This window comes from Sheuella amnicola (genome assembly GCF_010499255.1).
Lineage (GTDB): Bacteria > Pseudomonadota > Gammaproteobacteria > Burkholderiales > Burkholderiaceae_B > Zwartia > Zwartia amnicola.
Genome location: NZ_JAAGRN010000010.1, coordinates 27,084 through 53,441, shown reverse-complemented (window position 1 = coordinate 53,441; position 26,358 = coordinate 27,084). Strand labels below are relative to the sequence as shown.

At 51.6% G+C, this 26,358-nt stretch carries 24 protein-coding genes, 1 tRNA gene and 1 pseudogene; 11 read left to right on the top strand and 15 right to left on the bottom strand.

Translation table 11 applies throughout. The annotated features are described in order from the left end of the window. Positions 1–10 precede the first annotated feature (10 nt). From G3I67_RS13350 to G3I67_RS13340, 3 genes and pseudogenes are all read right to left on the bottom strand, one after another. Positions 11–1,117: pseudogene (locus G3I67_RS13350) on the bottom strand (amino acid ABC transporter permease). A gap of 1 nt (position 1,118) precedes the next feature. After that, positions 1,119–2,300 (bottom strand): amino acid ABC transporter permease, encoded by a 1,182-nt coding sequence (locus G3I67_RS13345; protein ID WP_163656032.1) that lies wholly within the window; start codon positions 2,298–2,300, stop codon positions 1,119–1,121. A 113-nt stretch (positions 2,301–2,413) separates the two neighbouring features. Beyond that, entirely contained in the window at positions 2,414–3,430 is a 1,017-nt protein-coding gene (locus G3I67_RS13340; protein WP_163656031.1) for an amino acid ABC transporter substrate-binding protein, read from the bottom strand. Positions 3,431–3,608: 178 nt separating this feature from the next. Here G3I67_RS13340 and G3I67_RS13335 point away from each other — a divergent pair, with 178 nt between their 5' ends. Genes G3I67_RS13335 through mutY form a run of 3 tightly spaced genes read left to right on the top strand, consistent with a single transcriptional unit; the run spans position 3,609 to position 6,331 of the window. Further along, on the top strand, positions 3,609–4,322 hold the full coding sequence (locus G3I67_RS13335) for a cell division ATP-binding protein FtsE (RefSeq protein ID WP_163656030.1): 714 nt from the start codon (positions 3,609–3,611) through the stop codon (positions 4,320–4,322). A 2-nt stretch (positions 4,323–4,324) separates the two neighbouring features. Then, positions 4,325–5,233, top strand: a complete 909-nt coding sequence (locus tag G3I67_RS13330) for a cell division protein FtsX (protein ID WP_163656029.1) — start codon at positions 4,325–4,327, stop codon at positions 5,231–5,233. 6 nt (positions 5,234–5,239) lie between these two features. Then, the gene (gene mutY / locus G3I67_RS13325; RefSeq protein ID WP_163656028.1) at positions 5,240–6,331 is read left to right on the top strand and encodes an A/G-specific adenine glycosylase; all 1,092 of its coding nucleotides are present in this window, start codon (positions 5,240–5,242) and stop codon (positions 6,329–6,331) included. A gap of 12 nt (positions 6,332–6,343) precedes the next feature. Here mutY and rodA read toward each other — a convergent pair whose 3' ends face one another. The 5 genes from rodA to G3I67_RS13300 all read right to left on the bottom strand — a co-directional run bounded on the left by rodA (position 6,344) and on the right by G3I67_RS13300 (position 12,047). Beyond that, positions 6,344–7,480, bottom strand: coding sequence for a rod shape-determining protein RodA (gene rodA, locus G3I67_RS13320; RefSeq protein WP_163656027.1), 1,137 nt, complete (start codon positions 7,478–7,480; stop codon positions 6,344–6,346). Beyond that, entirely contained in the window at positions 7,477–9,414 is a 1,938-nt protein-coding gene (gene mrdA, locus G3I67_RS13315) for a penicillin-binding protein 2 (RefSeq protein WP_163656098.1), read from the bottom strand. The genes rodA and mrdA overlap by 4 nt, the downstream gene beginning before the upstream one ends. A gap of 13 nt (positions 9,415–9,427) precedes the next feature. Continuing rightward, a complete protein-coding gene (mreD, locus tag G3I67_RS13310; RefSeq protein ID WP_260074573.1) occupies positions 9,428–9,979 on the bottom strand; it encodes a rod shape-determining protein MreD in 552 nt (183 codons plus the stop codon). A 10-nt stretch (positions 9,980–9,989) separates the two neighbouring features. Then, positions 9,990–10,907, bottom strand: a complete 918-nt coding sequence (gene mreC, locus G3I67_RS13305; protein WP_163656026.1) for a rod shape-determining protein MreC — start codon at positions 10,905–10,907, stop codon at positions 9,990–9,992. A 96-nt stretch (positions 10,908–11,003) separates the two neighbouring features. Further along, positions 11,004–12,047: a rod shape-determining protein gene (locus tag G3I67_RS13300; RefSeq protein ID WP_163656025.1), complete on the bottom strand. Its 1,044-nt coding sequence runs from the start codon at positions 12,045–12,047 to the stop codon at positions 11,004–11,006. A gap of 253 nt (positions 12,048–12,300) precedes the next feature. On the opposite strand from G3I67_RS13300, the gene gatC reads away from it, so the two are divergent. The 3 genes from gatC to gatB are packed head-to-tail and all read left to right on the top strand — an operon-like array spanning position 12,301 to position 15,600. Continuing rightward, positions 12,301–12,609, top strand: coding sequence for an Asp-tRNA(Asn)/Glu-tRNA(Gln) amidotransferase subunit GatC (gene gatC, locus G3I67_RS13295; RefSeq protein ID WP_163656024.1), 309 nt, complete (start codon positions 12,301–12,303; stop codon positions 12,607–12,609). A gap of 1 nt (position 12,610) precedes the next feature. Then, a complete protein-coding gene (gatA, locus tag G3I67_RS13290) occupies positions 12,611–14,143 on the top strand; it encodes an Asp-tRNA(Asn)/Glu-tRNA(Gln) amidotransferase subunit GatA (protein ID WP_163656023.1) in 1,533 nt (510 codons plus the stop codon). Then, positions 14,143–15,600: an Asp-tRNA(Asn)/Glu-tRNA(Gln) amidotransferase subunit GatB gene (gene gatB, locus G3I67_RS13285; RefSeq protein WP_163656022.1), complete on the top strand. Its 1,458-nt coding sequence runs from the start codon at positions 14,143–14,145 to the stop codon at positions 15,598–15,600. Before gatA ends, gatB begins: the two co-directional genes overlap by 1 nt. A gap of 68 nt (positions 15,601–15,668) precedes the next feature. Here the strand turns inward: gatB and pyrE are convergent, their stop codons facing one another. After that, a complete protein-coding gene (pyrE, locus tag G3I67_RS13280; protein WP_163656021.1) occupies positions 15,669–16,340 on the bottom strand; it encodes an orotate phosphoribosyltransferase in 672 nt (223 codons plus the stop codon). A gap of 57 nt (positions 16,341–16,397) precedes the next feature. On the opposite strand from pyrE, the gene G3I67_RS13275 reads away from it, so the two are divergent. Beyond that, on the top strand, positions 16,398–17,189 hold the full coding sequence (locus G3I67_RS13275) for an exodeoxyribonuclease III (RefSeq protein WP_163656020.1): 792 nt from the start codon (positions 16,398–16,400) through the stop codon (positions 17,187–17,189). Between the two features lie 4 nt (positions 17,190–17,193). On the opposite strand, the gene G3I67_RS13270 is transcribed toward G3I67_RS13275, so the two are convergent. Genes G3I67_RS13270 through metX form a run of 3 tightly spaced genes read right to left on the bottom strand, consistent with a single transcriptional unit; the run spans position 17,194 to position 20,339 of the window. Continuing rightward, positions 17,194–18,495 carry a muropeptide transporter gene (locus tag G3I67_RS13270; RefSeq protein WP_163656019.1) on the bottom strand — a complete coding sequence of 434 codons (1,302 nt, stop codon included), beginning with the start codon at positions 18,493–18,495 and terminating at the stop codon, positions 17,194–17,196. A 12-nt stretch (positions 18,496–18,507) separates the two neighbouring features. Further along, positions 18,508–19,113, bottom strand: a complete 606-nt coding sequence (gene metW / locus G3I67_RS13265; RefSeq protein WP_163656018.1) for a methionine biosynthesis protein MetW — start codon at positions 19,111–19,113, stop codon at positions 18,508–18,510. Beyond that, positions 19,110–20,339, bottom strand: coding sequence for a homoserine O-succinyltransferase MetX (gene metX / locus G3I67_RS13260; RefSeq protein WP_163656017.1), 1,230 nt, complete (start codon positions 20,337–20,339; stop codon positions 19,110–19,112). The genes metW and metX overlap by 4 nt, the downstream gene beginning before the upstream one ends. 239 nt (positions 20,340–20,578) lie before the next feature. On the opposite strand from metX, the gene G3I67_RS13255 reads away from it, so the two are divergent. Next, on the top strand, positions 20,579–20,818 hold the full coding sequence (locus tag G3I67_RS13255) for a helix-turn-helix transcriptional regulator (RefSeq protein WP_163656016.1): 240 nt from the start codon (positions 20,579–20,581) through the stop codon (positions 20,816–20,818). Here G3I67_RS13255 and G3I67_RS13250 read toward each other — a convergent pair. Beyond that, positions 20,793–21,317 carry a hypothetical protein gene (locus tag G3I67_RS13250; RefSeq protein ID WP_163656015.1) on the bottom strand — a complete coding sequence of 175 codons (525 nt, stop codon included), beginning with the start codon at positions 21,315–21,317 and terminating at the stop codon, positions 20,793–20,795. The two genes, G3I67_RS13255 and G3I67_RS13250, sit on opposite strands and share 26 nt — an antisense overlap. Positions 21,318–21,409: 92 nt before the next feature. Here G3I67_RS13250 and gshA point away from each other — a divergent pair, with 92 nt between their 5' ends. Continuing rightward, positions 21,410–22,984 (top strand): glutamate--cysteine ligase, encoded by a 1,575-nt coding sequence (gene gshA, locus G3I67_RS13245; protein ID WP_163656014.1) that lies wholly within the window; start codon positions 21,410–21,412, stop codon positions 22,982–22,984. A 26-nt stretch (positions 22,985–23,010) separates the two neighbouring features. Here the strand turns inward: gshA and G3I67_RS13240 are convergent. Next, positions 23,011–23,085 (bottom strand) — tRNA-Arg (locus G3I67_RS13240). A 128-nt stretch (positions 23,086–23,213) separates the two neighbouring features. Between G3I67_RS13240 and G3I67_RS13235 the strand changes: the two genes are divergently transcribed. Then, the gene (locus tag G3I67_RS13235; protein ID WP_163656013.1) at positions 23,214–23,756 is read left to right on the top strand and encodes a c-type cytochrome; all 543 of its coding nucleotides are present in this window, start codon (positions 23,214–23,216) and stop codon (positions 23,754–23,756) included. Between the two features lie 61 nt (positions 23,757–23,817). Here G3I67_RS13235 and G3I67_RS13230 read toward each other — a convergent pair whose 3' ends face one another. Then, positions 23,818–25,347 carry a 3-hydroxyacyl-CoA dehydrogenase gene (locus tag G3I67_RS13230; protein ID WP_163656012.1) on the bottom strand — a complete coding sequence of 510 codons (1,530 nt, stop codon included), beginning with the start codon at positions 25,345–25,347 and terminating at the stop codon, positions 23,818–23,820. Between the two features lie 111 nt (positions 25,348–25,458). Here G3I67_RS13230 and G3I67_RS13225 point away from each other — a divergent pair, with 111 nt between their 5' ends. After that, complete coding sequence (locus G3I67_RS13225; protein ID WP_163656011.1) at positions 25,459–26,319, top strand: NAD(P)H-hydrate dehydratase; 861 nt, start codon at positions 25,459–25,461, stop codon at positions 26,317–26,319. Positions 26,320–26,358: the final 39 nt, after the last annotated feature.

The following is a 26,358-nucleotide window of genomic DNA, read 5'->3' as shown; positions in this document are numbered from 1 at the left end:
TTCTCCAGATCTAGCGTTTATATCCGGTAGCCAAGCGCTTTTCGAGCGACTGGCTGTATTTGGACATTGAATAGCAGAAAACAAAATATAAAACGGCGATAAAGACGTAAAGTTCAGCACTGAACCCTCGCCAAGCCTGATCGACAAGGGCCGCTTTTGCCGCCTGGGTCAAATCGTAAATTCCGATCACCACAACAAGCGAAGTGTCTTTGAACATCGCGATGAAAATCCCCACCAGAGGAGGAATCACGATTTTGAGCGCCTGAGGCAACACGATTAAGCGCATTTGCTGCCAATAATTCAGCCCCAGAGATTCGCCACCCTCGAACTGACCCTTCGGTATCGCTTGCAGTCCGCCCCGAACGGTTTCCGCAATGTAGGCGGCGGCAAACAAAATGATAGCTATCTGCGCCCTGAGCAATTTGTCTATGTTCACGCCTTCAGGCAAAAACAAAGGCAACATGACCGCCGACATGAATAGAAGACTGATTAAGGGCACACCGCGAATCAACTCGATATAAACAACACAAATCGCCTTGATCGCCGGCATTTTAGAACGACGCCCCAACGCAAGCAGCACTCCAAGCGGAAACGCGAATGCAATACCGAATGTCGACAGGATCAATGTCAGCGGCAAACCACCCCAAAGACTATTTTCGACCGGAGTCAGACCAAACAAACCGCCCCACATCAAAATCGCGACCGCGATCAAGGCGATTGTCCACAAGGAAGCAAGCAGAAGAAAATTCCAAAATTTTCTCCATCCACTCAGGACGATAGCCGAGAGCAGTATGCAAGTCGCAAGCAAGGGACGCCATTGCTCGTCGAAAGGATAGAGACCAAACAGGATCAGGCGATGTTTCTCATAAATAAATGCCTAGCACGCACCTCCGGAAGCGCGACATTCCTGAGCGGTGCCGGCAACGAAATTGGCTTTGATCAAAGCCCATTCAACAAGAGCTGGAACGGTGGCCAGCAGTAGCCAGACAACCAAAATCGTCAGCAAACTGTTCAATGGGGATGAAAAAAGCTGAGTCTTGATCCAGGTCCAAGCACTGCGCTGCACGGGTGGGGACTGAACTTCGGGAACTGAAGAAGAAGTATTGGCAGAACTCATTTCAACGCTCCACCAACGCAATGCGTTTGTTGTACCAATTCATGAAAATCGAAATCGACAAGCTAACAGTCAGATAGGCCGCCATGATAATCATGATGCCCTCGATCGCCTGTCCAGTCTGATTGAGAGTGGTGTTAATGACCGAAACAATGTCCGGATATCCAATCGCCACGGCAAGAGAACTGTTTTTCGTGATGTTGAGATACTGGCTTGTCATCGGAGGAATGATCACCCTGAGGGCCTGAGGCAATACAATCAATCGCAACACAAGGGAATTGCGCAATCCCAGCGAACCGGCCGCTTCCCACTGCCCCTGGTTAACGGCCTGGATGCCCGATCGAACAACCTCGGCAATAAATGCTGATGTGTAGATCACCAAGCCGAGCAACAAGGCTGCGAACTCCGGCGAAAGGGTCAATCCTCCGACAAAGTTAAAACCCTTTAGAACCGGCATATCCACAGTCAGGCTTGCGCCGCTTAGCAACCAGAAAGCAATCGGCAATCCGAAAATCAGCGGAATGCCCACTCGATAAACCGGAAAAAACTGACCGGTTTTTTCCTGACGTTTTCGCGACCAGCGAGCAATCAATACAATCGCCACGATCGCCGTCACAAGCCCCATGCTTAGCCAGGCAAGTCCATCGCCTTCAAGCCATGGCACCTTCACGCCGCGATTGGATATAAACACACCGGGCAGAGGCTGAAAAGCCTTTCGCGGACCGGGCATAGATTCGGAAATAATGGAGTACCAGAAAAAAAGCTGCAGCAGCAACGGTACATTGCGCATGACTTCGACGTAAATGCTGGCGATTTTCCGAACAAGCCAATTTTTGGAGAGTCGCGCGATACCGATTAGTGTGCCTAAAATTGTTGCAAGCACAATACCGACTGCGGCAATGCGCAGTGTGTTGGCCAAACCGACAGCGACAGCGCGTCCATAGGTATCGGCCGGCGCGTAATCAATGAGCGACTCACCGATGGCAAAGCCAGCCTCACGCGTCAAAAATCCGAACCCGGTCGCAATATTGCGAACCGACAGGTTATGCAGTGTGTTGTGCACCAAAAACCAAACAATGCCACCAACACAGCCAAGGGCTAGGATTTGATAAATAATTGAACGCACGCGCGGGTCGTTCCAAGACATCCGTCTGGAAGGCGGCGTACTTGACTGAATTTTGCTCATGAATGGGTCGTTTAAAAAGCCGTACAGCGCGCAATACACGCTCAAACAACTGGCAAGACCTGAAACGGGGCGATCGCATCACGCGATCGCCCCAAGACTAGCACTTACTTAGCTTAGCGAATTGGCCAAGCATACATGATGCCGCCCTTGTTCCATTGCTGGTTCAAACCACGCGGCAATTTCAAGGGGCTGTCTGCACCGACGTTGCGCTCAAAACTTTCGCCGTAGTTACCCACTTGCTTGACGATGTTGTAAGCCCACTTGTCATCGACTCCCAAGTTCTTGCCCATGCCAGGCGTCACACCCAGAATACGCTGAACGTTAGGATTAGTGCTCTTGAGCATTTCGTCCACGTTTTTGGAGGTAATACCGTATTCTTCGGCTTCAATCATGGCAAACAGCGCCCAACGGATCACGTTGAACCACTGCTCGTCACCCTGGCGAACCATCGGGCCAAGAGGCTCTTTGGAAAAATCTTCGGGCAAAATGATGTACTGATCAGGATTTTGCATGGCTGAGCGGCTGCCGGCGATACCCGATTTGTCGGTGGTATACGCATCACAACGACCGGAAACAAAGGCGCCAACCACTTCATCCAGCTTTTCGATCACAACCGGCTTGAAGGTAATGTTGTTCGCACGGAAAAAGTCGGCCAAATTCAATTCGGTCGTCGTGCCTGGCTGAACGCAAACCGTCGCACCGTTCAGCTCTTTAGCGCTTTTAACGCCCAGATCCTTGCGCACAATCACGCCCTGACTGTCGTAGTAATTCACGCCTGCGCCCAGCATGCCCAACGTCGTGTCGCGAGTCAGTGTTTGAGTCGTGTTACGTGTCAAAACATCGATTTCACCAGACTGAAGAGCGGTAAAACGCTGTTGCGACGTCAGGGGAGTGACTTTAAATTTGGTCGAATCGCCGAACATGGTTGCTGCGACGGCACGGCACATATCAACGTCGAGACCTTTCCAGACACCTTTGCTGTCTGCTGCCGAGAAGCCGATCACGCCTGTCGAGACGCCGCACTGCACAAATCCTTTCTTTTTAACGTTATCGAACGTCGCGCCGGCCTGAGCGGCGGAGCTGGCAGCGAGCATCGCGGCAGCAACTGCGGCAAACTTAAGAAATTTCATGTTTAGTTCTCCAGATCACAACAAATTTAGCCGACAAAACTATTCAGCCAAGGGCACAAAGTGCGGGTAACGGATCGTAACTGCACTCTGGAAATGACTGTATGGGGGAAATCCCTTGCCGTCAATGGTACCTTAATCAGTGGGAGTTAATATTAGGGCTTACTTTGCGTACTCAAATATGATCGAATTCCAGCACGTTTTTAAATCTTATGGCCGAGGCCGCAACATTCTGGTCGATATCACCTTTCGCGTGCAGGCCGGTGAGTTCATTTTCGTCGCAGGCCCGTCCGGAGCGGGTAAATCGACCTTGCTCAAAATGATCGGGGGGCTCGAACCATCATCCCGGGGCTCAATTCAGGTCAATGGACAACGTCTCGACCAGCTTCCCAAGCGAGCCCGCCCTTATCTGAGGCGCGCGGTAGGCGTGATTTTACAAGACACCCACCTGCTTTATGACCGAAGCGCTATTCACAATGTTTTACTTCCGCTTGCCGTCACCGGCCTGGAGCCCAAACTCGCCCTTGCCCGCGCCCGAGCAGCACTCGAGAAGGTTGGCCTGTCGACAAAAGAAGATATCAATCCAATCGAACTATCTGGCGGCGAACAGCAACGCCTTGCCATTGCCAGGGCTATCGTCAATAAACCCGCCATTCTCATCGCGGACGAGCCAACCGCCAACCTGGATCGGGAAACCGCACGCAAGATCATGTCGGTTTTTAAAGACTTTAACCGCGTCGGGGTCACAACACTGATCGCGTCGCACGATGAAGAGTTGATGGCCGAATACGCTAGCCGCACATTCAGGATCGAACCGGGCAAATTTACCGACCTGTCCAGCCCACGTGCGATGCAATCCAACGGCATGGCCGGATATTCAAGCCAGAGAAATTAAGCATGAAAAGGATACTGCGCCAACACTTTTACGCTTTAACGGTCACACTCAGACGATTGATCGCACAGCCTTTTTCATCGCTCGCCAATTTACTGGTCATTGCGCTTGCACTGTCTTTACCTCTGCTGGGCGTATCCCTGCTGGTATCGGTTCAACCGGTCGCAAAGGATCTTTCAGTTACACCCGAGCTGACAGTCTTTCTGAAAACAGATGCCGCAAAGGGGCAGGCGGATCAAATCGCAACACGAATCCGCAAAGAACATGCGGGCGATCTGGAGTCGGTTCGCGTTGTGACTCGTGATGCTGCATTGAATGAACTACGAGCGAATCCAGCCTGGGAACAAGCATTAAAGGTCTTGCCGAGCAACCCATTGCCTGACGCCGTAATTGTGACTCTGCGCCCCGGAGACGATCTGGCAAACCGAGCAGACACGCTTGCCCAGACATGGCGCAAGTGGTCGGGCGTAGACTTGGTCCAACTCGACAGTGCCTGGGTTCAACGGTTGGAGGCCTTATTGCGTTTCGCGCGCATAGGACTTTTGCTGTTGGCGATCAGCGTCGCCCTTGTCGTGCTGGCTACTGTTTTTAACACTGTACGCATGCAAGCCTTGTCTCAGCGCGAAGAAATCGCCGTAGCTCGTCTTGTTGGTGCAACCGAATCCTTTGTCCGCCGTCCCTTTCTATATTTGGGTGCAATTACCTGTACGCTTGCGGCACTCATCGCAATAGGCGTCGCACATTTAGCACTGATACCTCTTAATCAAGCGCTTTCAAGTTTGGCTCGAAGTTACGATTCTGAATTCGCATTGGCCTTACCGCCGGTCTCCATACTGATTCTGGCCATTATTTTTGTGGCAATATTGGGTTCGCTGTCTGCGCGTTGGTCGGTACAACGAAACACCCGGTTCTAATTGGTCATGGCGTTCAAGCTTGCGACCCGATTGGTTGCCTGGCAACGTCAGCACGGCAGGCACGACTTGCCCTGGCAAAACACTAAGGACCCCTATCGGGTGTGGCTCTCGGAAATCATGTTGCAACAAACACAAGTTGCGGCAGTTGTTCCGTACTATCAGCGATTTATGGATCGTTTTCCGGATGTGGAAGCACTAGCTTGCGCACCGGCAGAAGATGTCATGTCGCTTTGGGCCGGCCTGGGATACTACGCAAGGGCCCGCAACCTTCACGCATGTGCTCGATCCGTTATGCAGGACTGGGGAGGACGATTCCCACCCGATGCGAAACGACTCGCAACTTTGCCAGGCATCGGACCATCCACTGCCGCGGCGATAGCATCCTTTTGTTATGCCGAACGCATCGCCATATTGGATGGCAACGTCAAGCGGGTATTCGCCAGGTATTTTGCAATCGAAGGCGATGTAACAACCAAGCCAGTCGAACAATCACTATGGAAGCAAGCGACCGACGCCTTACCCACCGCGATCCAACTCAAACGGGATCCGGATATCATGACAGCGTATACACAGGGATTGATGGATCTAGGCGCGACACTTTGCACAAAACATCAACCAGCGTGCCTGACTTGTCCGATAAAAAAAGATTGCCAAGCCCATATCCAAGGCCGCACGCGCGAATTACCCTGGCCTCGAGCACGCAAAACGACTCCCGAACGTACTACTGGCATGCTTATCGCATGCCATCAAGGCAGAATTCTGCTTGAAAAGCGTCCCGAATCGGGTATCTGGGGCGGATTATGGAGCTTGCCGGAAGTTCAAAGCGATACACCGGTTGAACAATATTGCGATCGTTTTGGCTTGAAGGCAAAACAAACTCACAGCCTGACGCCGTTTCAACATGTGTTCACGCATTTCAGGCTGACGATCTTTCCGGTCATTGCCTATCTTGGAAGCAACCGTTTTACCAAGTCTCAGATTGCGACTCGAACAGACCGGCTCGAATGGATCACGGTCAAAGATCTGCACACTCTCGGTTTGCCCGCGCCCGTACGAAAATTGCTCAAAGGACTTTTAACTGACAATATGCTCGGCTGAACGATTGATGAGTTACTGCTGCGGCGGCCGATATTTACTGATGCTCATCAAAATACCGCAAGCAATGCCTATTGTCAGCAATGCCGTACCGCCATAACTTAGCAATGGCAGGGGCACGCCCACGACAGGAAGAATTCCCGTCACCATTCCGATATTTACGAATACATAAATGAATAAAACCATTGTCAGCGCACCGGCAAGCAGGCGACTGAAGTGCGTCGGAGCCCTCACCGCGATGGTCAAACCTCGTGCCAGCAAGAGGGAATAAAGCAAAAGCAACATGACGCCGCCATACAAACCAAACTCTTCGGAAAAGACGGCGAAGATAAAGTCTGTCGTCCTTTCGGGAATAAAGTCCAGGTGTGTCTGCGTTCCGTTCATATACCCTTTGCCGTAAACACCACCCGAACCTACGGCGATGGTGGATTGAATCGTATGAAACCCCTTGCCCAAAGGATCGGTGCTCGGATCAAGCAATGTGCAAATACGATGTTTTTGATAGTCATGTAAAACGACCCAATCAAAGTCGTCATCGCACAAATCTTCCTGAAAAGCGATGATTGAACCGATGCCGATCACGCCAACGATCACGACAGGCAATAACAACTTAAAAGGAAGTCCGGCAAAATAAATCACGCAAAAGCCTGCGCCAAACACTAATAATGCCGTTCCTAAATCGGGCTGTTTGACGATCAGCAAAAAAGGAATCGCCAGCAATACGGCCGAGACGAAAAAATCAAAAAATCGCATCGTTCCTTCACGAAAGCTGAAATACCAGGCAAGCATCAGTGGTGCTGCAATCTTCATCATTTCAGACGGCTGAATTCGCGTAAAGCCCAGATTAAGCCAACGGGTGGCGCCTTTGCTCGTATCGCCAAAAAAGAACACGCCAAGCAATAACAAGACACCGACAACATAAAACGGCACGGCAAGCTTGGAAATAATGTGCGGTGGCGTCATTGCGACGATCCACATCGCAAGGAATGCAACAATGAAATTTCGACTCTGGTCCGCAAAGCGCCAATCAGTCCCGCCAACAGCGGAATGCATCACCAACAACCCCACCAGCGCAAGCACCATCAAAATCAGCATCAACGGCCAATCAATCGCATGGACCATTCTTCGCAAAAAATTGAATATATATTTCATTGCGTCGACTCGACTTCTTTGCTTTCGACTACGGGTCGTTCGGTCACTGTCTGCTTGACTTGAGACGTTACCGGGGATTTAGGTTTGTCTTGCCCTTTAAGCAACCAGGCATCAAACACCTTGCGAGCGATCGGTGCGGCAACACTTCCACCCCAGCCAGCATTTTCAACAATAATAGCAACTGCGATCGTCGGGTTCGCTGCCGGTGCGAACGCCATGAACAAGGCATGGTCACGCAATCTTTCATCGATCGCGTTGGCACGGTATTTGGAACCCCGCAAGCTATATACCTGTGCAGTTCCGGTCTTTCCGGCTGCGGCATAAGCTGAACCTGCGAATGCTTGCCTAGCCGTACCGGAAGTGGTGACATCGGCCAACGCCCTTTTAATAACCTGGATATTTTCTTTCTTCAGTGGAATTTTGTATGACGCTTCGGCAACAGTTGGCTTTCGCTCCCCCGTAGTGGCATTTTCGATTTGCTTGACCAAGTGAGGTTTCATATAGGTCCCATCATTGGCCAAAACAGCAGTGGCCTGGGCCAACTGCATCAAGGTGAAAGAGTTATAGCCTTGTCCGACGGCAACAGATATGGTTTCTCCAGCATACCAACGCTGCTGTTCTTTCTTTTTATAAGCACTACGTTTCCAGTCCGTCGAAGGGAGTACCCCGCGCTTTTCCCCATCGATATCAATACCCGTCAACTGGCCGAAGCTGAAAGGCTTCATGAAATCATGCAAACCATTCACGCCAATTTCGGGTCCAAGGGAATAAAAGTAAGTATCCGAGGATACAACTAACGCAAAATGCATATCGATTGAACCGAATGCTGTTGACCCTGAATTTCGAAACCTTTGGCCACCAAACTCAAAATATCCAGGATCGGAAATCCGATCCGTGGCTCGACGCTTGTTCAATTCAAGTGCGGCCAACGCAACAAATGGTTTATACGTGGAACCAATCGGATATGTTCCACTGATCGGACGGTTCACAAGAGGATGGTCCGGCGATTCGTTTAGTTGCTTCCAGCTTTCGACATCAATCCCATCAATAAACAGATTCGGATCGAAGGATGGTTGCGATACAAATGCAAGTACATCGCCTGTGGCCGGCTCAATGGCAACCAGTGCCCCACGTTGATCTTTGAAAGCATCCTCTGCGACCCGCTGAAGATTCATATCAAGCGAAAGCACCAGGTTCGAGCCCGGAATCGGATCTGTCCGACGTAAAACACGAACCGGCTTTCCCCTGGCAGTCACCTCAACTTCCTGAACGCCTGTCTTGCCGTGCAAAGCTGTCTCGTATGTTTTCTCGATTCCTTTTTTACCGATGACGTCCGTACCGCGATAGTTACCCAACCGCCCTGAATCATCCAGCTCGTTGAGGTCCGACTCTGAAATGCGACCGATATATCCTATGACATGGGCAGCCGATTTTCCTTGCGGGTACTCTCTGACCCAGCGAGCCCGTAATTCGACACCGGGAAAATTAAACGAGTGGGCCGAAAACCAGGCGGCTTCGGTTTCATTTAAATTATTACGCAACACCACACTCGAATAGCGACCCGACTCGGCAACACGTCTTTTAAAGCGTCGCTGATCAACACTGCTGATATGGACGATCGGCATCAACTGACTGAAAAGTTCGTCTAGATTTCCGACACGGGCAGGCACAACCTCGAGGGTATAGCTTAAATGGTTACGCGCTAGCACTTCGCCATTGCGATCAACGATTTCACCGCGTCTGGGCGGAATCGGAACCACTGCAATCCGATTACTGTCCGCCCGAGCGGCTAGGCCTTCATGACGCTCAACCTGCAAAACCCAGAACCGACCAACCAATAATCCGAAGCAGATGAGCGCTACCGCCCCCGCAACCAAGGCGCGCAGCAAAAAGCGTCCTTTCTGCTGTTGGCTGGTTTTTTTAAACTCGAACATGCCGAACCGACCATTAGACTGAAGTGGCATCGGCATCGGACATACGATGCTGAGGCAGTAAAAGCAGCCAGCCAACCGCTGGCCAAAGGGCTGCAGTCAAAATAACGCCAATGGTCCACGTCCAGCCGGCCCAATAATTCGCCAGCCAAGCATTGATCAGAACGCCGGACAGTTTTGCAAAGAAAAAAACTGGCAGCATATGCAATCCCTGGCTCCAGAGATCAAAGCGCAATAGTCGTCGATGCAACACATTCGCTCCATAGCAAACAATCGTGTAGGTCAGTGCCTGCAAACCCAATGGGCCGACATCATGCACATCCATCATTAGGCCGAACACAAACCCCACCAGCATCCCAACCCTTCTGGAGTCGTGCACTGCCCAAAAAGCAATCACCAGCAAAAGCAGATCGGGCGCGGCTTGCCACTGACGCCAGGGAAGCAAAGACAACATGAAGACAGCGATCAACGTCCCCCAAATAAAGCGCGGACTTGCCGCGTTCTCGATAGGATCGGGGTGAACACCATGAGGCCGGGGGACAGGTGGGCGAGCTGAGCGGACACGCAAACCGGAATGTTCACTTTGATTTTGACGTCGCACCACTTTGCTCCGAATTGGGGATGGAAGGTTTGACGGCAAATGGTGCCACGCCCTGATCCAGCGGCACCTGCAAAATCAAAAAGTGTCGGTATCGTTCTGGATGCGAAGATGGCTGCGCTTGAGCACGGGCAAAACCGGTTGAAGAATTTCGCTCAACCTTTTCGATTTTACCGACCGATAAACCGGGTGGAAATACCCCGCCCACACCACTTGTCACCAGTAAGTCGTCTTCACGAATATCGGCATCACTCGAAAAATAACGCACTTCGACCTTGCCGGGTGTTGTCGAGCCAAAGGCAATTAAACGCAGTCCGTTTCGCAAAATCTGAACCGGAATCGATACAACCTCGTCGGTCAACATGGCAGCCTCAGAAGACATGGGGGTTACGCGAATGATCTGCCCGACCACCCCACCCTCATCAATCACAGGCATTCCCGGCAAAATACCATCGCGACTACCTTTATTAAAAACAATGCGCCTATTGAATGCATTAGCGGGTTCGTAAAGAACCTCCACTACGATGGCAGGCTGATCGACCGCCTTATCGAATACGCCCATCAGTCGTCTGAGTTGCGCGTTCTCCGCCGCTAGTTGAGCAGAATGGCTGGTCATCTGCGCCAGCTCGATTCGCTGACGCTGCAATCCTTCGTTTTCGGCCCGGATTTCAGCCGCTGCGTTATACCAATCGCCCATGGTCACCACCGCATCGCGAGGCAACATGACGGCACGTTGAAAAGGATAAAGAAATACGGAAACAGCTTGACGCAAGGGATTGAGGGTTTTCCAATTTGCATCGGAAACAAGCAAGACGATTGCTATCAGAGCAAGCAAAGCAAGCTTGACCTCTGCGGCCGGGCCACGTCGAAACAACCTGAGGGTGGCATGTCGTTGCATGAAAACTCAATACGAACAGAGCGCCATGCCGTCAGCACGGCGACAAACACATTTCAGACGGAACCCGAAACATTCAAACCGGGTCCGCAGACTTGATTAGTCGTTGATAAAAATCGCGCCGAGCTTTTCGAGATGCTCCAGAGCGTCACCACATCCACGCACCACACACGTCAGTGGATCTTCGGCCACAATAACCGGCAACCCGGTTTCCTCCTGAAGCAAACGATCCAGATCTCGCAAAAGCGCGCCACCACCCGTCAAAGAGATTCCCTTATCGGTAATATCAGCTCCCAACTCTGGAGGAGTATTCTCCAGAGCGATTTTGACTGCGGACACAATTTGATTGAGCGGATCAGTCAGGGATTCGAGAATTTCGTTGGACGAGACGGTAAAGCTACGCGGCACACCTTCAGCAAGATTGCGCCCCTTCACTTCGATCTCACGCACTTCAGATCCTGGAAAGGCAGACCCAATTTCTTTCTTGATCAGCTCGGCGGTCGGTTCGCCAATCAGCATTCCGTAATTACGGCGAATGTAGTTGACGATAGCCTCATCGAACTTATCGCCGCCAACCCGAACGGATCCTTTGTAGACCATGCCGCCTAGCGAAATCACGGCGACTTCGGTTGTGCCGCCTCCGATATCCACCACCATGGATCCGCTTGCATCCGATACATTCAGGCCCGCGCCGATTGCGGCGGCCATAGGCTCTTCGATCAGATAAACCTGACTTGCGCCGGCGCCAAGTGCGGATTCGCGGATGGCTCGACGTTCGACTTGTGTGGACCCGCAAGGAACGCAAACAATAATTCGAGGACTTGGCGCAAGCATGTTACGTGGATGCACCATACGTATGAATTGCTTGAGCATCTGCTCAGTCACGGTGAAGTCGGCGATCACCCCATCTTTCATCGGTCGAATCGCTTCGATGTTTCCGGGAACGCGGCCCAACATCTGCTTTGCTTCGCGACCCACTGCTTGAATAATTTTTTTGCCTCCCGGTCCACCATCATGACGTATGGCGACTACGGACGGTTCGTCCAGGACGATACCTTTACCACGAACATAAATGAGCGTGTTGGCGGTACCGAGATCGATCGCCATATCACTGGAAAAATAACTACGGAGGAATCCGAACATGAGAGCTCAGCCAGAGAAAAATTGAAGCACGCGTTAATCGTGCGGACATTTGGGCAAACGCTAGCGTGGAACGTGTTCTCAACACGCTGCGAATAGCCCCTTATCATAACTTATAATTCGTCTGGATTCGTCAAGACAACCATTGGCTCATCCGGATATTCCCCGACCCTCTTCATGGTCAAAACCGCATGTTTTCGAGTACGCCCTAGGGATTACTTGCTTACATGTACAAACTCTGATTAAAGCGAAATTTATGGCTTTTACCGAACAAGAAGTCATTCGCATCGCGCGTCTGGCACGCCTGCGACTCACTAACGAGCAAATTAGCCGAGCTCAAATCGAACTTGGCGAAATTCTGGGCTTGATTCAAGAGCTTCAAGCAGTCGACACCAAGGGGATCGAGCCACTTGCCCACCCTTTGGCCGCCACCTCCGATATCCAACTACGCCTTCGCGAGGATATCGTGACCGAAGCGGGTTCAACCGAACGGCGACTGGCCTTGATGGCAAATGCCCCCGGCGCGCGCGATGGATTATTTCTGGTCCCCAAGGTGATTGAATAAGATGGCCTCCGTACTTCATCAATTTGACGGCCTGACAGCACTGCGTCATGCCCTGCAAAGCAAAAAAATCAGCGCGACTGAATTGGCCCAGGATTGCCTGCGACAGATTCAAACGCAACAGCCGTTAAACGCATTTGTGCACGTCGACGCTGGCTTGACGCTTGACCAGGCACGTCTGGCCGACAAAAAACTGGCTGAAGGCACGGGCGGACCGCTGACAGGGATTCCAATCGCCCACAAAGACGTGTTTGTCACTCGCGGATGGCGCAGCACGGCAGGCAGCAACATGCTCAAGAATTACGTGAGTCCTTTTGACGCAACAGTTGTAGACAATCTGCTTCAAGCAGGCACTGTTTCCTTAGGCAAACTGAACTGCGATGAATTCGCCATGGGCTCAAGCAACGAACATTCAGCCTTTGGTCCCACGCAAAATCCTTGGGATTCGACAGCCGTCCCTGGCGGATCCTCCGGCGCATCGGCTGCGGCTGTTGCCGCACGACTTGTCATGGCTTCAACAGGAACAGACACAGGTGGATCTGTTCGCCAACCCGCCGCGCTTTGCGGCGTCAGTGGAATCAAACCCACCTATGGCACCGTGTCGCGCTACGGAATGATTGCTTATGGATCCAGCTTGGATCAGGCTGGACCGATAGCACGCAGCGCGGAAGATCTTGTCGAAGTCCTGGACACCATGAGTGGTTTTGATCACCGCGACTCGACTAGCGCCGAATATTGCAACGGTATTGCGAACACGCAGGGACGAATCCGAAACGACTTTGCTATGCATAATCAACGCTTCGGACTGGATGCCACCCTCCCTCTGAAAGATTTACGCATAGGCGTTCCTAAAGAATATTTTGGTGAAGGCTTATCAACCGATGTCGCCAACGCGATCGAAAACGCGCTTGCACAATTCGAAAAGCTTGGTGCAAAGCGTGTTGAAATTTCCCTGCCGCGCACACGTCTGTCGATTCCGGCTTATTACGTCATTGCTCCGGCTGAAGCCTCCAGCAATCTTTCTCGCTACGACGGCGTGCGATATGGCCATCGCAGTGAATCCTATACGGATTTGGCCGATATGACAGGACGTTCGCGCGCTGAGGGTTTTGGCTCTGAAGTTCAGCGACGCATTTTGATCGGCACCTATGTGCTTTCCCATGGCTATTATGATGCCTATTACCTGCAGGCTCAGAGGTTACGCCGACTCATCGTCGACGACTTCAAGTCTGCATTAGGTGCGCAATGCGATGTCATCATGGGGCCGGTTACGCCTGCCGTGGCAAAACAGATAGGCACTAACACCGATGATCCAACCGCAGATTGGTTGGCCGACATATACACTCTCAGCCTAAACCTGGCCGGACTTCCCGGCATGTCCATTCCATGCGGTTTTGCTTCCGGAGCTTCAGGCAAGCAGTTGCCGATCGGCCTGCAAATCATCGGCAACTATTTTGATGAAGGACGCCTACTGGCCGTCGCCCATCAATATCAGCAGGTCACTGACTGGCATCAACGCAACGCGGGGCAAGCATAATGGCATGGGAAGTCGTCATCGGACTCGAAACACACGTACAGCTTTCGACTCAAACCAAGATTTTTTCGGGTAGCAGCACGCGCTACGGCGCTTTGCCCAATACCCAAGCCAATGAAGTGGACATGGCGTTACCGGGCACGCTGCCTGTGCTGAATATTGGAGCAGTCGAAAGAGCCATTCGCTTCGGTTTGGCGATAGACGCAACTGTCGCCCCCTACTCGGTTTTCGCTCGCAAAAACTATTTCTATCCGGATCTGCCCAAAAACTATCAGATCAGCCAGATGGATCATCCGGTAGTCATTGGCGGCAAAGTTTCATTCTTTGTCGGAGATGTCGAGAAAACACTCAACCTCACGCGTGCTCATCTCGAAGAAGATGCAGGCAAGTCCATGCATGACGACTTTGTCGGCCCGCACGGCGAAGCATCCAGCGGAATCGATCTGAACCGTTGCGGAACCCCGCTTCTGGAAATCGTAACGGAGCCTGAGTTGCGCTCTGCCGCTGAAGCCGTCGCCTACGCAAAAACACTACACAGTCTTGTCATGTGGCTTGGCATTTGCGATGGCAATATGCAAGAGGGCTCCTTTCGAATCGATGCGAACGTTTCTGTCCGTCCGGAAGGACAAAAGGAATTTGGTACGCGCTGTGAAGTCAAAAACGTCAACTCCTTCCGATTTCTGGAGCGGGCAATTCAGTATGAAGTACGCAGACAGATCGAACTAATCGAAGACGGCGGAAAAGTCGTTCAAGAAACCCGCCTCTACGATGCTGACCGCGACGAAACACGAAGCATGCGCAGCAAAGAAGACGCGCACGACTATCGCTACTTCCCCGATCCTGACTTGCCACCGCTGGTGATTGCCCCGGAATGGATCGAAGCCGTCCGTCAATCCATGCCTGAGCTACCAGCCAATTTGCGCTCCCGGTTTGTCGGCGACTATGGACTTGCCCCGGTAGACGCAGCGAACCTGACATCTAGTCGCGAGCTTGCCGAATACTTCGAACAGACAGCGAAGGCGCTTCCTGCCGGACAAGCCAAAATGGCCGCCAACTGGATCATGGGTGAAGTATCTGCCGTTTTAAATCGGGAAGAAAAACACATCTCGGAGTCACCTGTCTCGGCAGCAATGCTTGCTGCATTGCTCAATCGCATCATCGACGGAACCATTTCAAACAAGATTGCCAGAGATGTTTTTGCTGCCATGTGGGCAGGTGAGCAAGGCGGACAACCTGACGCGATCATCGAAGCCAAAGGGCTGAAACAAATCAGCGACTCGGGAGCAATCGAAGGAATGATTGATGCCGTTCTCGCGGACAATCCAGCCATTGTTGCCGAATACCGAGCCGGAAAACAAAAGGCATTCAACTCCCTGGTCGGTCAAATCATGAAAGCGGCAAAAGGAAAGGCCAACCCTCAACAAGTTAACGACGTACTGAAGTCAAAACTGGATGCATAAACTGTGATGCATCACTTGGTTCGCGGTCACAAACTGCGTCTCGCGAACCAAGTTCAGTGCAAATCAGATCAAATTCCGTAACGCGTACGGTAGTCCAGCACAGCGTTTTTATACTGCGCAAACTCGGGATTGTTTTCAAGCAGCGCCAGAATATCCGTTAGCGAAGCAATGCTGATGACGGGCAATCCATAACGCTGCTCAACCTCCTGGACTGCCGAATGAGCGGATAATTGCCCCTCACTGCCTGCGCGCTCCATCCGATCCATGGCGATCAATACGGCTGCAGGCTGCGCCCCGGCACCACGAATAATATCGACCGATTCACGAACCGAAGTGCCCGCAGTGATCACATCATCGATAATCACAACCTTACCCTTGAGAGGAGCCCCCACCAAGACGCCACCCTCGCCATGATCTTTTGCTTCTTTACGGTTATAAGCAAACGGGATATCTCGTCCCTGCATCGCGGCATGTCCGGCAAGCGCTACGGATGTCGCCGTGGCCAGCGGTATTCCCTTGTAAGCCGGTCCAAACAACATATCGAACGGAACTTTGGAATCTACTAGCGCTTGCGCATAAAATTGCGATAATCGCCCGACCGAGGCACCTGAATTGAACAGACCGGCATTAAAGAAATATGGACTGGTGCGCCCGGATTTTGTTACGAAACTACCAAACCTAAGCACCCCTTGATTCAAGGCAAATTGAACAAACGCAAGACGATCCGAACCCGTTGACATGAGCACTCCTGAAATGTGTGGCATGGGCGACATTATCTCACCGACCTGGAGTATTCCTTGCTTCGTATCACTTCACTTAACCTGAACGGCATTCGCTCAGCCTACAACAAAGGGTTGCTTGACTGGCTCAAAATCAATCAAGCCGATATCTTGTGTCTGCAAGAGCTTAAAGCTCACCTTGCGGATATCCATGATGACTTGCAACATCCGCTGGACTACAACGGACATTTCTGCACCGCCGAGAAGAAAGGCTACAGCGGGGTTGGCATATATCTGCGTCAGCAGCCGGAGCGTATTTTGCGAGGCATGGCATGCGAAGAGTTCGATAGTGAAGGTCGAATACTGCGGGCGGACTGGAAAGATATTTCCGTCATCAGCGCTTATCTGCCTTCAGGATCAAGCGGCCCCGAACGACAAGAGGCCAAGTTTAGATTTCTGGAAAAATTCGGCCCCTGGTTACAAAACTTGATGGATGACCACAAAAATTCAGGTCGCGAATATGTCATCTGCGCGGACTGGAACATCGCCCACAAGGAGATCGATCTTAAAAACTGGAAGTCCAATCAGAAGAATTCCGGCTTTACGCCCGAAGAGCGCGCATGGATGACGCATGTGATCGATGAAATAGGGTTTGTCGATGTTTTCAGGCAACTAGATCCACGACCTGAACAATACACCTGGTGGAGCAATCGCGGCCAAGCGTGGGCTAAGAACGTCGGGTGGCGGCTTGATTATCAACTCACCACGCCTGGAATCGCAGCGAAGGCTCGCGCGACAAGCATTTATAAGGATCAGCGATTCTCCGACCATGCCCCGCTCACGATCGATTACGACGTAACCTTGCGCTGACAACTCAAAGAGAGTCTATTCGCTCAATATCCTTGCGACGCCATACCAGAAGCAACAAACCGGGAATCGCGATCAGCACGGTCAACACAAAAAAGGTTGGCCATCCTGCGAATTGAACTAACGGCGGAGTTAAAGGTCCGGCCAGATATGTGCGTCCAACAGCGGACAAAGCGGAAAGCAAAGCAAATTGCGTTGCCGAAAACTGACGATTGCACAGACCCATCAGCAATGCGACAAATGCGGCCGTTCCCATGCCGCCACACAAATTTTCAAGGCCAATGGCAAGTGCCATCAGCAAAATGCTGTGCGGACTTACGGATATCAGCCAAAAGCCTAGATTGGATACACCCTGCAATATTCCAAAAAACAATAACGAACGATACAAACCAAGCTTGGCCATCAAAGCCCCGCCGGTCAGCGCGCCAACGATTGTTGCCGCCAGCCCCAACAACTTGTTGACCGTACCAACTTCGGTTGCAGTAAATCCGGCGGCGCGAATCAGGAAAGTTGTCGATAGCGCACCGGCAAAAGCATCACCAAGCTTATAGAGAACGATCAACACAAGTACAGTAAGCGCTTCGGGCCGCGAGAAAAATTCCTTGAATGGCTCTATAACTGCAAGTGTCAGGGACCGCGGCGGCTGAGCCTGCTCTTGCGGTTCAGGCGCCCAGAACGTCGCTAGCGCGCAGATCAGCATCAATAGCGCCATCAATATGTACATGCGCCCCCATCCCAGCCACTGATCAGCCAAAATCAATGCGAGCCCTCCGGATACGAGCATGGCAAGACGGTAACCCAACACGGATAATGCGGCGCCGGCGCCTCGCTCTTCCTTGTGCAGGACATCACTTCTATAGGCATCAAACGCGATGTCCTGGCTAGCCGAAAAAAATGCGACCCCAACAGCAACAAACGCCAATGGCAACAAAGCCTGCCCCGGAGAAAGCAGTCCCATCAGCATCAGCCCAAGCGCCAACATGATTTGCATCAACAGCATCCAGCCCCTTCGACGCCCCAGAAACGGGGGTGCATAGCGATCGATCAGGGGAGCCCATAAAAATTTAAGCGTGTAAGCGGAACCAACAAGCGTCAGAAATCCGATTTCCTGGAGCGATACATTCTCAACTGTCGCCCAAGCCTGCAACGTTCCACCAGTGAGCGCAAGCGGCAATCCGCTGGCAAAACCAAGCGCCAGCAATGGCGCAACACGTCGTCGCAGATAGAGTTGCGATGCCTTTAAGGGCTGAGGATTCTCCCCCCCCGTCACGACCGAATCGGATGGTTGTGTTACAGACGGTTTGTTCATTATCGACTCATCCTAGCCGGGACGTGCGGTAAAACGGTATGCCGCAAGCGTACTACGCCAACCGGCCAACCATTTGACCTCATGCGAATCGTTGAAAGTGGCTCGCTCCAATATCGTAAATCCCAGCTTGTCTGCCAGTCTCTCGAAATCCTTCAGTGTGCAAAGATGGATATTGGGCGTGTCATACCAGTCATAGGGCATCTGTCCGGTGACAGGCATGCGCCCCATCAGAATCGACCACCCATGCGGCCAATAACCGAAATTAGGGAACGAAACCACTCCTTGCCGTGCCACCCTGGCCATTTCACGCAGGATGTGTTCTGTGTTGTGCATGGATTGCAAGGTCTGAGACAACACCACAGTATCGAATTGCTGGTCATCAAACATCGCCAATCCGTCTTCAAGGTTTTGCTGTATCACATGCACGCCGCGCTGAACGCAAGCCAGTACCCTTTCATCGCTAATTTCGACGCCAACACCCTGAACCCGCTTGGTTTGCTTGAGATAGGCCAGCAAAGTGCCATCACCACATCCCAGATCAAGCACTCTTCGCTCGGGCTCAATCCAATCTGAAATACGCGCAAGATCATCACGCAATCGGACATTATTTGTCATCATGCCGACACCTCATTTGAAATCGACGCATTCGGAATCGTTGTCGCGATTCGGGAAAAATAGGCCCGCATCACGCCATGGTATCGGGAATCATCCAATAAAAATGCATCATGTCCATGGGGCGCATCGATTTCGGCATAGGTCACAGGCTGACCGTTTTGTAGCAAGGCTCGCACGATCTCACGTGATCTCTCGGGGGCAAATCGCCAATCCGTCGTAAAAGAGACCAACAAATAATCTGCTTTTGCCGGATTAAGCGCGCGCGCCAGATCGCCATCCGTCTCGCGCGCAGGATCAAAATAATCCAAGGCCCTCGTGATCAGCAAATAAGTGTTTGCATCAAAATATCGCGAGAACTTTTCACCCTGGTAACGCAGATACGACTCCACTTCGAATTCGACTCCGTATCCATAGTGATAATCACCGCCTGCCGCCGGCTCACGCTGAGTACGGCCGAATTTTTCAGCCATATCGTCATCAGACAGATAGGTGATATGCCCAACCATACGGGCAACAGACAATCCATGTTTAGGCACGGTATTGTGGGCATAGTAATGCCCGCCATGAAACTGCGGATCTGTAATGATGGCGCGACGGGCAACTTCGTTAAATGCGATATTTTGCGCCGACAGTCTAGGGGTGCTCGCAATCACCACGCAATGAGCAACCCGATGAGGCAAAATAATCGACCAGCTCAATGCCTGCATTCCGCCTAACGAACCACCCATCACAGCGGCAAAACGCTCAATTCCCAACCGATCCGCAACGCGCGCTTGCGCAGCCACCCAGTCCTCTACAGTCAAGACCGGAAAATCCGCCCCCCACGGCTGGCCCGTTTCCGGACGAATTGAAGCAGGACCGGTTGATCCGAAACAAGAACCTAAATTATTGATACCAATCACAAAGAAGACATCTGTATCTACCGGCTTGCCCGGTCCGACCATGTTGTCCCACCAACCAATATCATCAGGATTTTCGGCGGATATCCCCGCAACATGATGCGAAGCATTCAGTGCATGACATATCAATACTGCGTTGCTGGCATCTGCGTTCAATTTGCCATACGTTTCGATTGCCAGCTCGTATTCGTTCAGCGTGTGGCCGCTAGCCAGTGCCAATGGCTCGTTGAATTGTAAAAATTGGGTATGCACAACCCCCACGGATCGAACGTCATTTGCGGAGGCTTGATTTTGGGGCGCTGCGCCCGAAGAGGAGGACGAAGATGTCATACGGACCTTTCTTTAGCTGGATTTATGAGGCGCCCGCAAGCGGATCAAGCAAATCGGCGCCAACTCGGTGACAAGTTTAGCATTGACACAAGCTCTTGGCAGCCTTCACTTTTGCTTTCAGCTTGATACAAAAAATAGCCTAATAATTGCCAAATACAGGGGTTTTGCGAATTTTCAAATTCAAATCCTGCGTTCAAACTACCAAAGTATTAATTTTTACCCCAGAGGAATCCACTTTCATGATCACAACGCCGCTGACCGGGCGCGAACTTGAATGCCTGGAGTGGGTATCACACGGCAAAACCAGCTGGGAAATCGGAACAATTCTTGATTTAAGTGAACGCACAGTCAATTTTCATTTGCGCAACGCATGTCAAAAGCTTGGGGTATACGGACGACAACATGCTGTTGCGAAGGCACTTAAATCAGGCATGCTCCCCTACTCCGTGAGCGTCACTTCAATGTCAGTGATCGCATGAACTCTTTGGCATTTTCGGCTGACAGCTCCTTTGCAGGTCCAGAAACGACAACCTGCAACAATACGCCTTGATGAACGAATATTTTTGCCATCATCCGGGAAGGTTGTTGTCCCACAGTGGCTTGAACTTCAAATACATCACCTTTAATGGCCTTGGCAATCAAATCGGAATCGGGCTCACGACTTGACCTGCTCATAAGCGAATCAACCATGCCCTTGATCAATCGATCCGTTGCACCCACCGACCAATCCGAAGGCAACTTCAAATAGCCTACAGAAAAAACGGATTGACCAACAATGGATGAGGTCAGGGAAAACTTAAGATTCACCCCATCAACTGATAACGACCTTTGCTCAGTCTGAACCTTTGACGGAAAGGCAACCATCGCACGATCCTCGGCTACGGATGTCTCGCGCCAGTTGTACTCGGGCGTGCAACCCGTCAGCCCGATCGCTAACGCAAACACCCCTAAAACATAAAACCAAAGGTGCTTCGTCATTCAACATTCCTCTATTTTTGCTAACTGATTCATGACATACACCCTACCTGAATTCGCCTTAAAATCAAATCAAATCAGCATAAGGACTTCCCGTGACCGCACTGTTTTCCCAACGACTCGCCAATCTGAAGGCTCACCCGAATATTTTGCGCCACTCGCTTCGTGGCATCGAAAAGGAAGGGCTTCGGGTTGATTCGGGCGGCGAATTGTCGATGCAGCCTCATCCTTTATCCCTTGGGTCTGCGCTGACTCACCCTAGGATTACGACTGATTATTCGGAAGCCCTGCTTGAACTCATTACCGGAACGCATGACAGGGTTGACGATCTGATTGCCGAAATCAACCAGATACAACGCATCGTTGCTTGCGGGCTGGACGGTGAGGTCATGTGGAACCACTCCATGCCGTCGATTTTGCCGGCAGAGGCTGATATTCCCATTGCATGGTACGGAACTTCGAATACCGGCATGCTCAAACATGTCTACAGACGTGGCTTGGCCGAACGATACGGCAAAACCATGCAATGCATCGCGGGATTGCACTACAACTTTTCGTTTGACGAAACAATTTGGGATTTACTTGATGAGTCCGGTAATTCTCAAAAAAATAAGCGATCTGCGGGCTATATCGCCTTAATTCGTAACTTCACCCGGTACAGTTGGCTTCTGATGTACCTTTTTGGTTCTTCACCCGCACTATCCCGTGATTTTTTGCGCGGAAATACCGGGGGGTTGAAAGAGCTTGATGACCAAACCCTGTACCTCCCCCATGCGACCAGCCTTCGCATGAGTGATCTTGGGTATCAAAACAAGGCCCAGTCAAGCCTTAAGCCTTGCTATAACGACCTCAATACCTTTTTGCAGCGCATCTATGATGCCGTCACGACGCCTTGGTCGGCCTACGAGACTATTGGAACTCATCGCGATGGGCAATGGATACAACTCAATACCAACATTCTTCAAATCGAAAACGAGTTCTATTCAAGCATTCGCCCAAAACGCGCCACGGGCCGTTGCGAGCGTCCGATTACCGCACTATCCGAACGTGGTGTTCAATACATTGAGGTGCGGTGCCTGGATATCGACCCTTTCGAGCCAACGGGAATTTCCGCACAAACGGCTCGTTTCGTTGATGCGTTTTTACTATTTTGCGCAATAAATGACAGTCCACTCTTTGGGGACAACGGATTTTGCTCAGAAAGCGCCGAAAATTTTTCGACCGTCGTAAAGCGCGGACGAGAGCCTGGCCTGCAACTCAGTCTTAATGGGCAAAAAATCAATCTTCAGGACTGGGCGAACGACTTGCTGGATCAGATTTCGACATGCGCCGATTTGTATGGCCAGGCGCTTGAAGATCATGAATACAAGTCCGCTGTGGACGCGCAAAGAGCCAAAGTCGAAAATCCGGCCCTGACACCATCGGCGAAACTATTGGATACGCTGCAATCCCAACACCTATCGTTTCAGCAATATGCCTTGCAGACCAGTCGAAGCCATGCTGACAATTTGCGTCGCATAGGACTTTCCCCTGAAGAGCTCAAATTTGCTCACGCGCAAGTTAAGCAATCTATTGATGAGCAAAAATCGCTTGAACTGGACGCAACGGAAAGCTTTGACGAATATGTAGCTCGCTTTCATCAGGCGCTAAAAGCGCCTAAAAGCAGCTAAATTGACATTTATAGGGAATGGCGAGGTGGCGCGCCCGACAGGAATCGAACCTGTATCGAGAGCTTCGGAAACTCTAATTCTATCCATTGAACTACGGGCACCACAGGCGGGATTATAACGGTAGAGTCGGCTCCTCTCATTTTACGGAGCAAGTGCCCCACCTACAGGCACTTATACCGCTATAATCCTCCCGTTTGTAAGAAAACCGTCAATCTTGCAGGATTTGGTCATGAGCAATACGCAACAAGAACACGCTGAACACACCGAAGAACATGGCGCGCTGATCAAAACGCCCAAACAACTGATCGTTACGGTCGTGTTGTCCTTTATCGTACCGATTGTGATCATTCTTCTGCTCGTAAACTACGTCGCCTCGGGCGATCTGGTTAGCGCAGGTTCGGATGCCCTGACTGCCGAAGCTACGGCCAAAAGGATTGCCCCTGTTGCAAAACTGGAACTGGTTGATGCCAGCGGTCCTAAAGTCTTCAAGACCGGCGAACAAGTCTACGCGGCTGTTTGTGCTAGCTGCCACAAGGCCGGCTTGGCTGGTGCCCCCAAAGTCGGTGATGCATCCGCCTGGTCCGCACTGATCGGCAGAGGTCGGGATTCGTTGGTTACAAACGCGATCAAAGGTATACGCGGCATGCCTGCCAAGGGCGGCAACCCTGCACTTGATGACTTTGAAGTTGCTCGCGCCGTTGTTTACATGGCCAATCAAAGCGGTGGCAAGCTCGAAGAGCCTGCCGAGCCTGCACCCGCAGCTGCAAAATAAACGCAGTACCCTGGTTTCTAAAAAATCGCGCCTCAGTGAGGCGCGATTTTTTTTGCATGCTCTACGCCACAGTCGCGCTTGGCTGAAGTAAAGACATGCCAAGCTGTACACGGCGTTGCAACCACAAGCTCGGGCGGTAGCGGGGATCACCTGTTACGCGATAGATATTGCGTAACACTTCCAGAACTTTTGCCGCCCCTAATGCATCGCCAAGCGCGAGCGGTCCTTTCGGATAGCCCAAACCAAGCGACACGGCCAAATCAATATCTTCTGGCGTCGCAATATCCTGTTGCGCAATATCGCAAGCAATGTTTACGATCATTGCAAGAATTCGTTGAGCCACGAACCCGGCGGAATCCTGAATCACGCTGACACGGACATTGTCGCTTCCCAGAAGCGCATGAGCCATTGTGCGCCATTTTTCGCTTGTAGCCGGGGAAACCATCAAGGTGCGGCGGCGCGTCGTGTCAAATCCGTTAAATGTATCCAACCCAACCGTGCGCTGCGGATCAAGGCCTTGCTCGGCTACGGCCGTCGAAACATCCTGGCCATAAGGAGTCACGATCAGCAAACAATCCGCATCGGGTTTGCTGCCCATTTGTAAAGTGGCGCCTAAACCTCGCAGCAGGCTCACCGCAAGCGCATGACCTTGCTCATGTGCATGACTGATCCAGACTTTGGGAACTCCTTGTAACGCGGGAGCTGGCGGCTCAATTGGGGATTGCTTTTGGCCCTCCGAATACGCATAAAACCCTCCCTGTGTCTTGCGTCCATATATTCCACCAGCCACACGTACTGTGCCAAGAGGCGAAGGTTTAAACCGCGGCTCATCGAAAAACTGTCGATAAATCGATTCCATCACCGCATGAGAAACATCCAATCCTGTCAGATCCATCAACTCGAACGGACCCATTTTGAAACCCGCCTGTTCACGCATAATCGAATCGATCGTTGCAAACGATGCGACACCTTCCTGAGCGATTCGAAAGCCTTCGGTACCCATGCCACGCCCTGCATGATTAACGATGAACCCGGGCATATCTTTGCAACGTACGGCGGTATGCCCCATGCGTACCGACAAATCCATTAAGGCGTCGCCCGCAGCGGGGTCACTCTTTAAACCATCGATTACCTCAACCACTTTCATCAATGGAACCGGATTAAAAAAGTGATAACCAACGACCCGCTCAGGATGAGTACATGCCGCAGCAATCGCGGTGATCGACAACGAGGACGTGTTCGAGGCGAGTAAACAATCACCCGCAACGACTGCCTCTAATTCCTTGAAAAATTTTTGCTTCACATCGAGTCGCTCGATAATCGCCTCGATGACCAAGTCACAATCCGCAAAATCGCTTAATGATGCGGCAGGCTGAACATTTGCAAGCGCCGCCTGTGCTTGATCTTCAGTGATCTTTCCTTTGGCGGCCAATGTCGTCCATGTAGAACTTAAATTGTCACGCGCCGCAGCCACAGCCTGGGGCTGCAAATCAAATAGGCGCACGGTCAAACCGGCCTGCGCGGCAATCTGGACAATCCCGCGTCCCATCGCACCAGCTCCGGCGACACCTACGATTTCTATTTTTTTCATTGTTTATTCCTGTTCAGCAATCAAAAAACCGGCAGAACTACCGTATATTTGGTCGATACCGGATTTTCCGGAATCAAGTTCCTTTAAGACACTATTTTGCCTGAACATCAAATGACACAAATTCTGCCAACAGGGCAAACCATTTCGGACAAACAAATCGAATCCATTTTTGAGCCGCGCAACCCACTTGGTCATAAAGGCACATTTGGCACTGCAGTGATTCTGGGGGGTTCGGCAGGCATGGTTGGTGCCGCAATATTAGCCGGACGCACAGCTCTCAAAGCGGGTGCCGGCAAAGTCCTTATCGGATTGGCCCAATCCTCGTGCCCTGTTTCTTACGACAGCGCAAATCCCGAATTAATGATTCATAAAGCTGAGGATCTACTTTCACGACCCGATACATGTGATGCCTGGGGTGCCGGATGCGGACTGGGACAGTCTGCGGCCGCAATACAGAGTCTGAGGTTATTGTTCTCAAGGCGGCAGGGAAAACCTCTGGTACTGGACGCGGATGGACTCAATGCCTTGTCCGAAGGTGCTGCCTCCTGCACTTGGGGACACGGAGAAGTAGTGATGACGCCCCATCCCGCAGAAGCCGGACGCCTACTTGGCAGAACAACCAAGGATATTCAAGCGGATCGTGTCAATGCCGCTCAATCCATATCCAAACAATTCAAATCCTGGGTTGTATTGAAAGGGGCCGAGACCATTGTCTGCGCTCCAGATTTGTCATGGCAAATAAACCGAACCGGCAACGTAGGACTCGCAACGGCGGGCTCGGGTGACGTACTGACAGGCGTGCTAGTCAGCTTGCTTGCGCAAGGATTTCGACCCGAAATTGCTGTACCTGCCGGCGTTTGGATTCATGGGGCGGCTGCAGACTGGCTGGTAGCCGATGGCACCGGACCAATAGGCTTAACGGCAGGCGAACTGGCGGATGCGATTCGGCTGATCCGTAATCGCAGAACATAATTTTCACCCGAATTACAGATAGGAACTACAGAGAGCCTG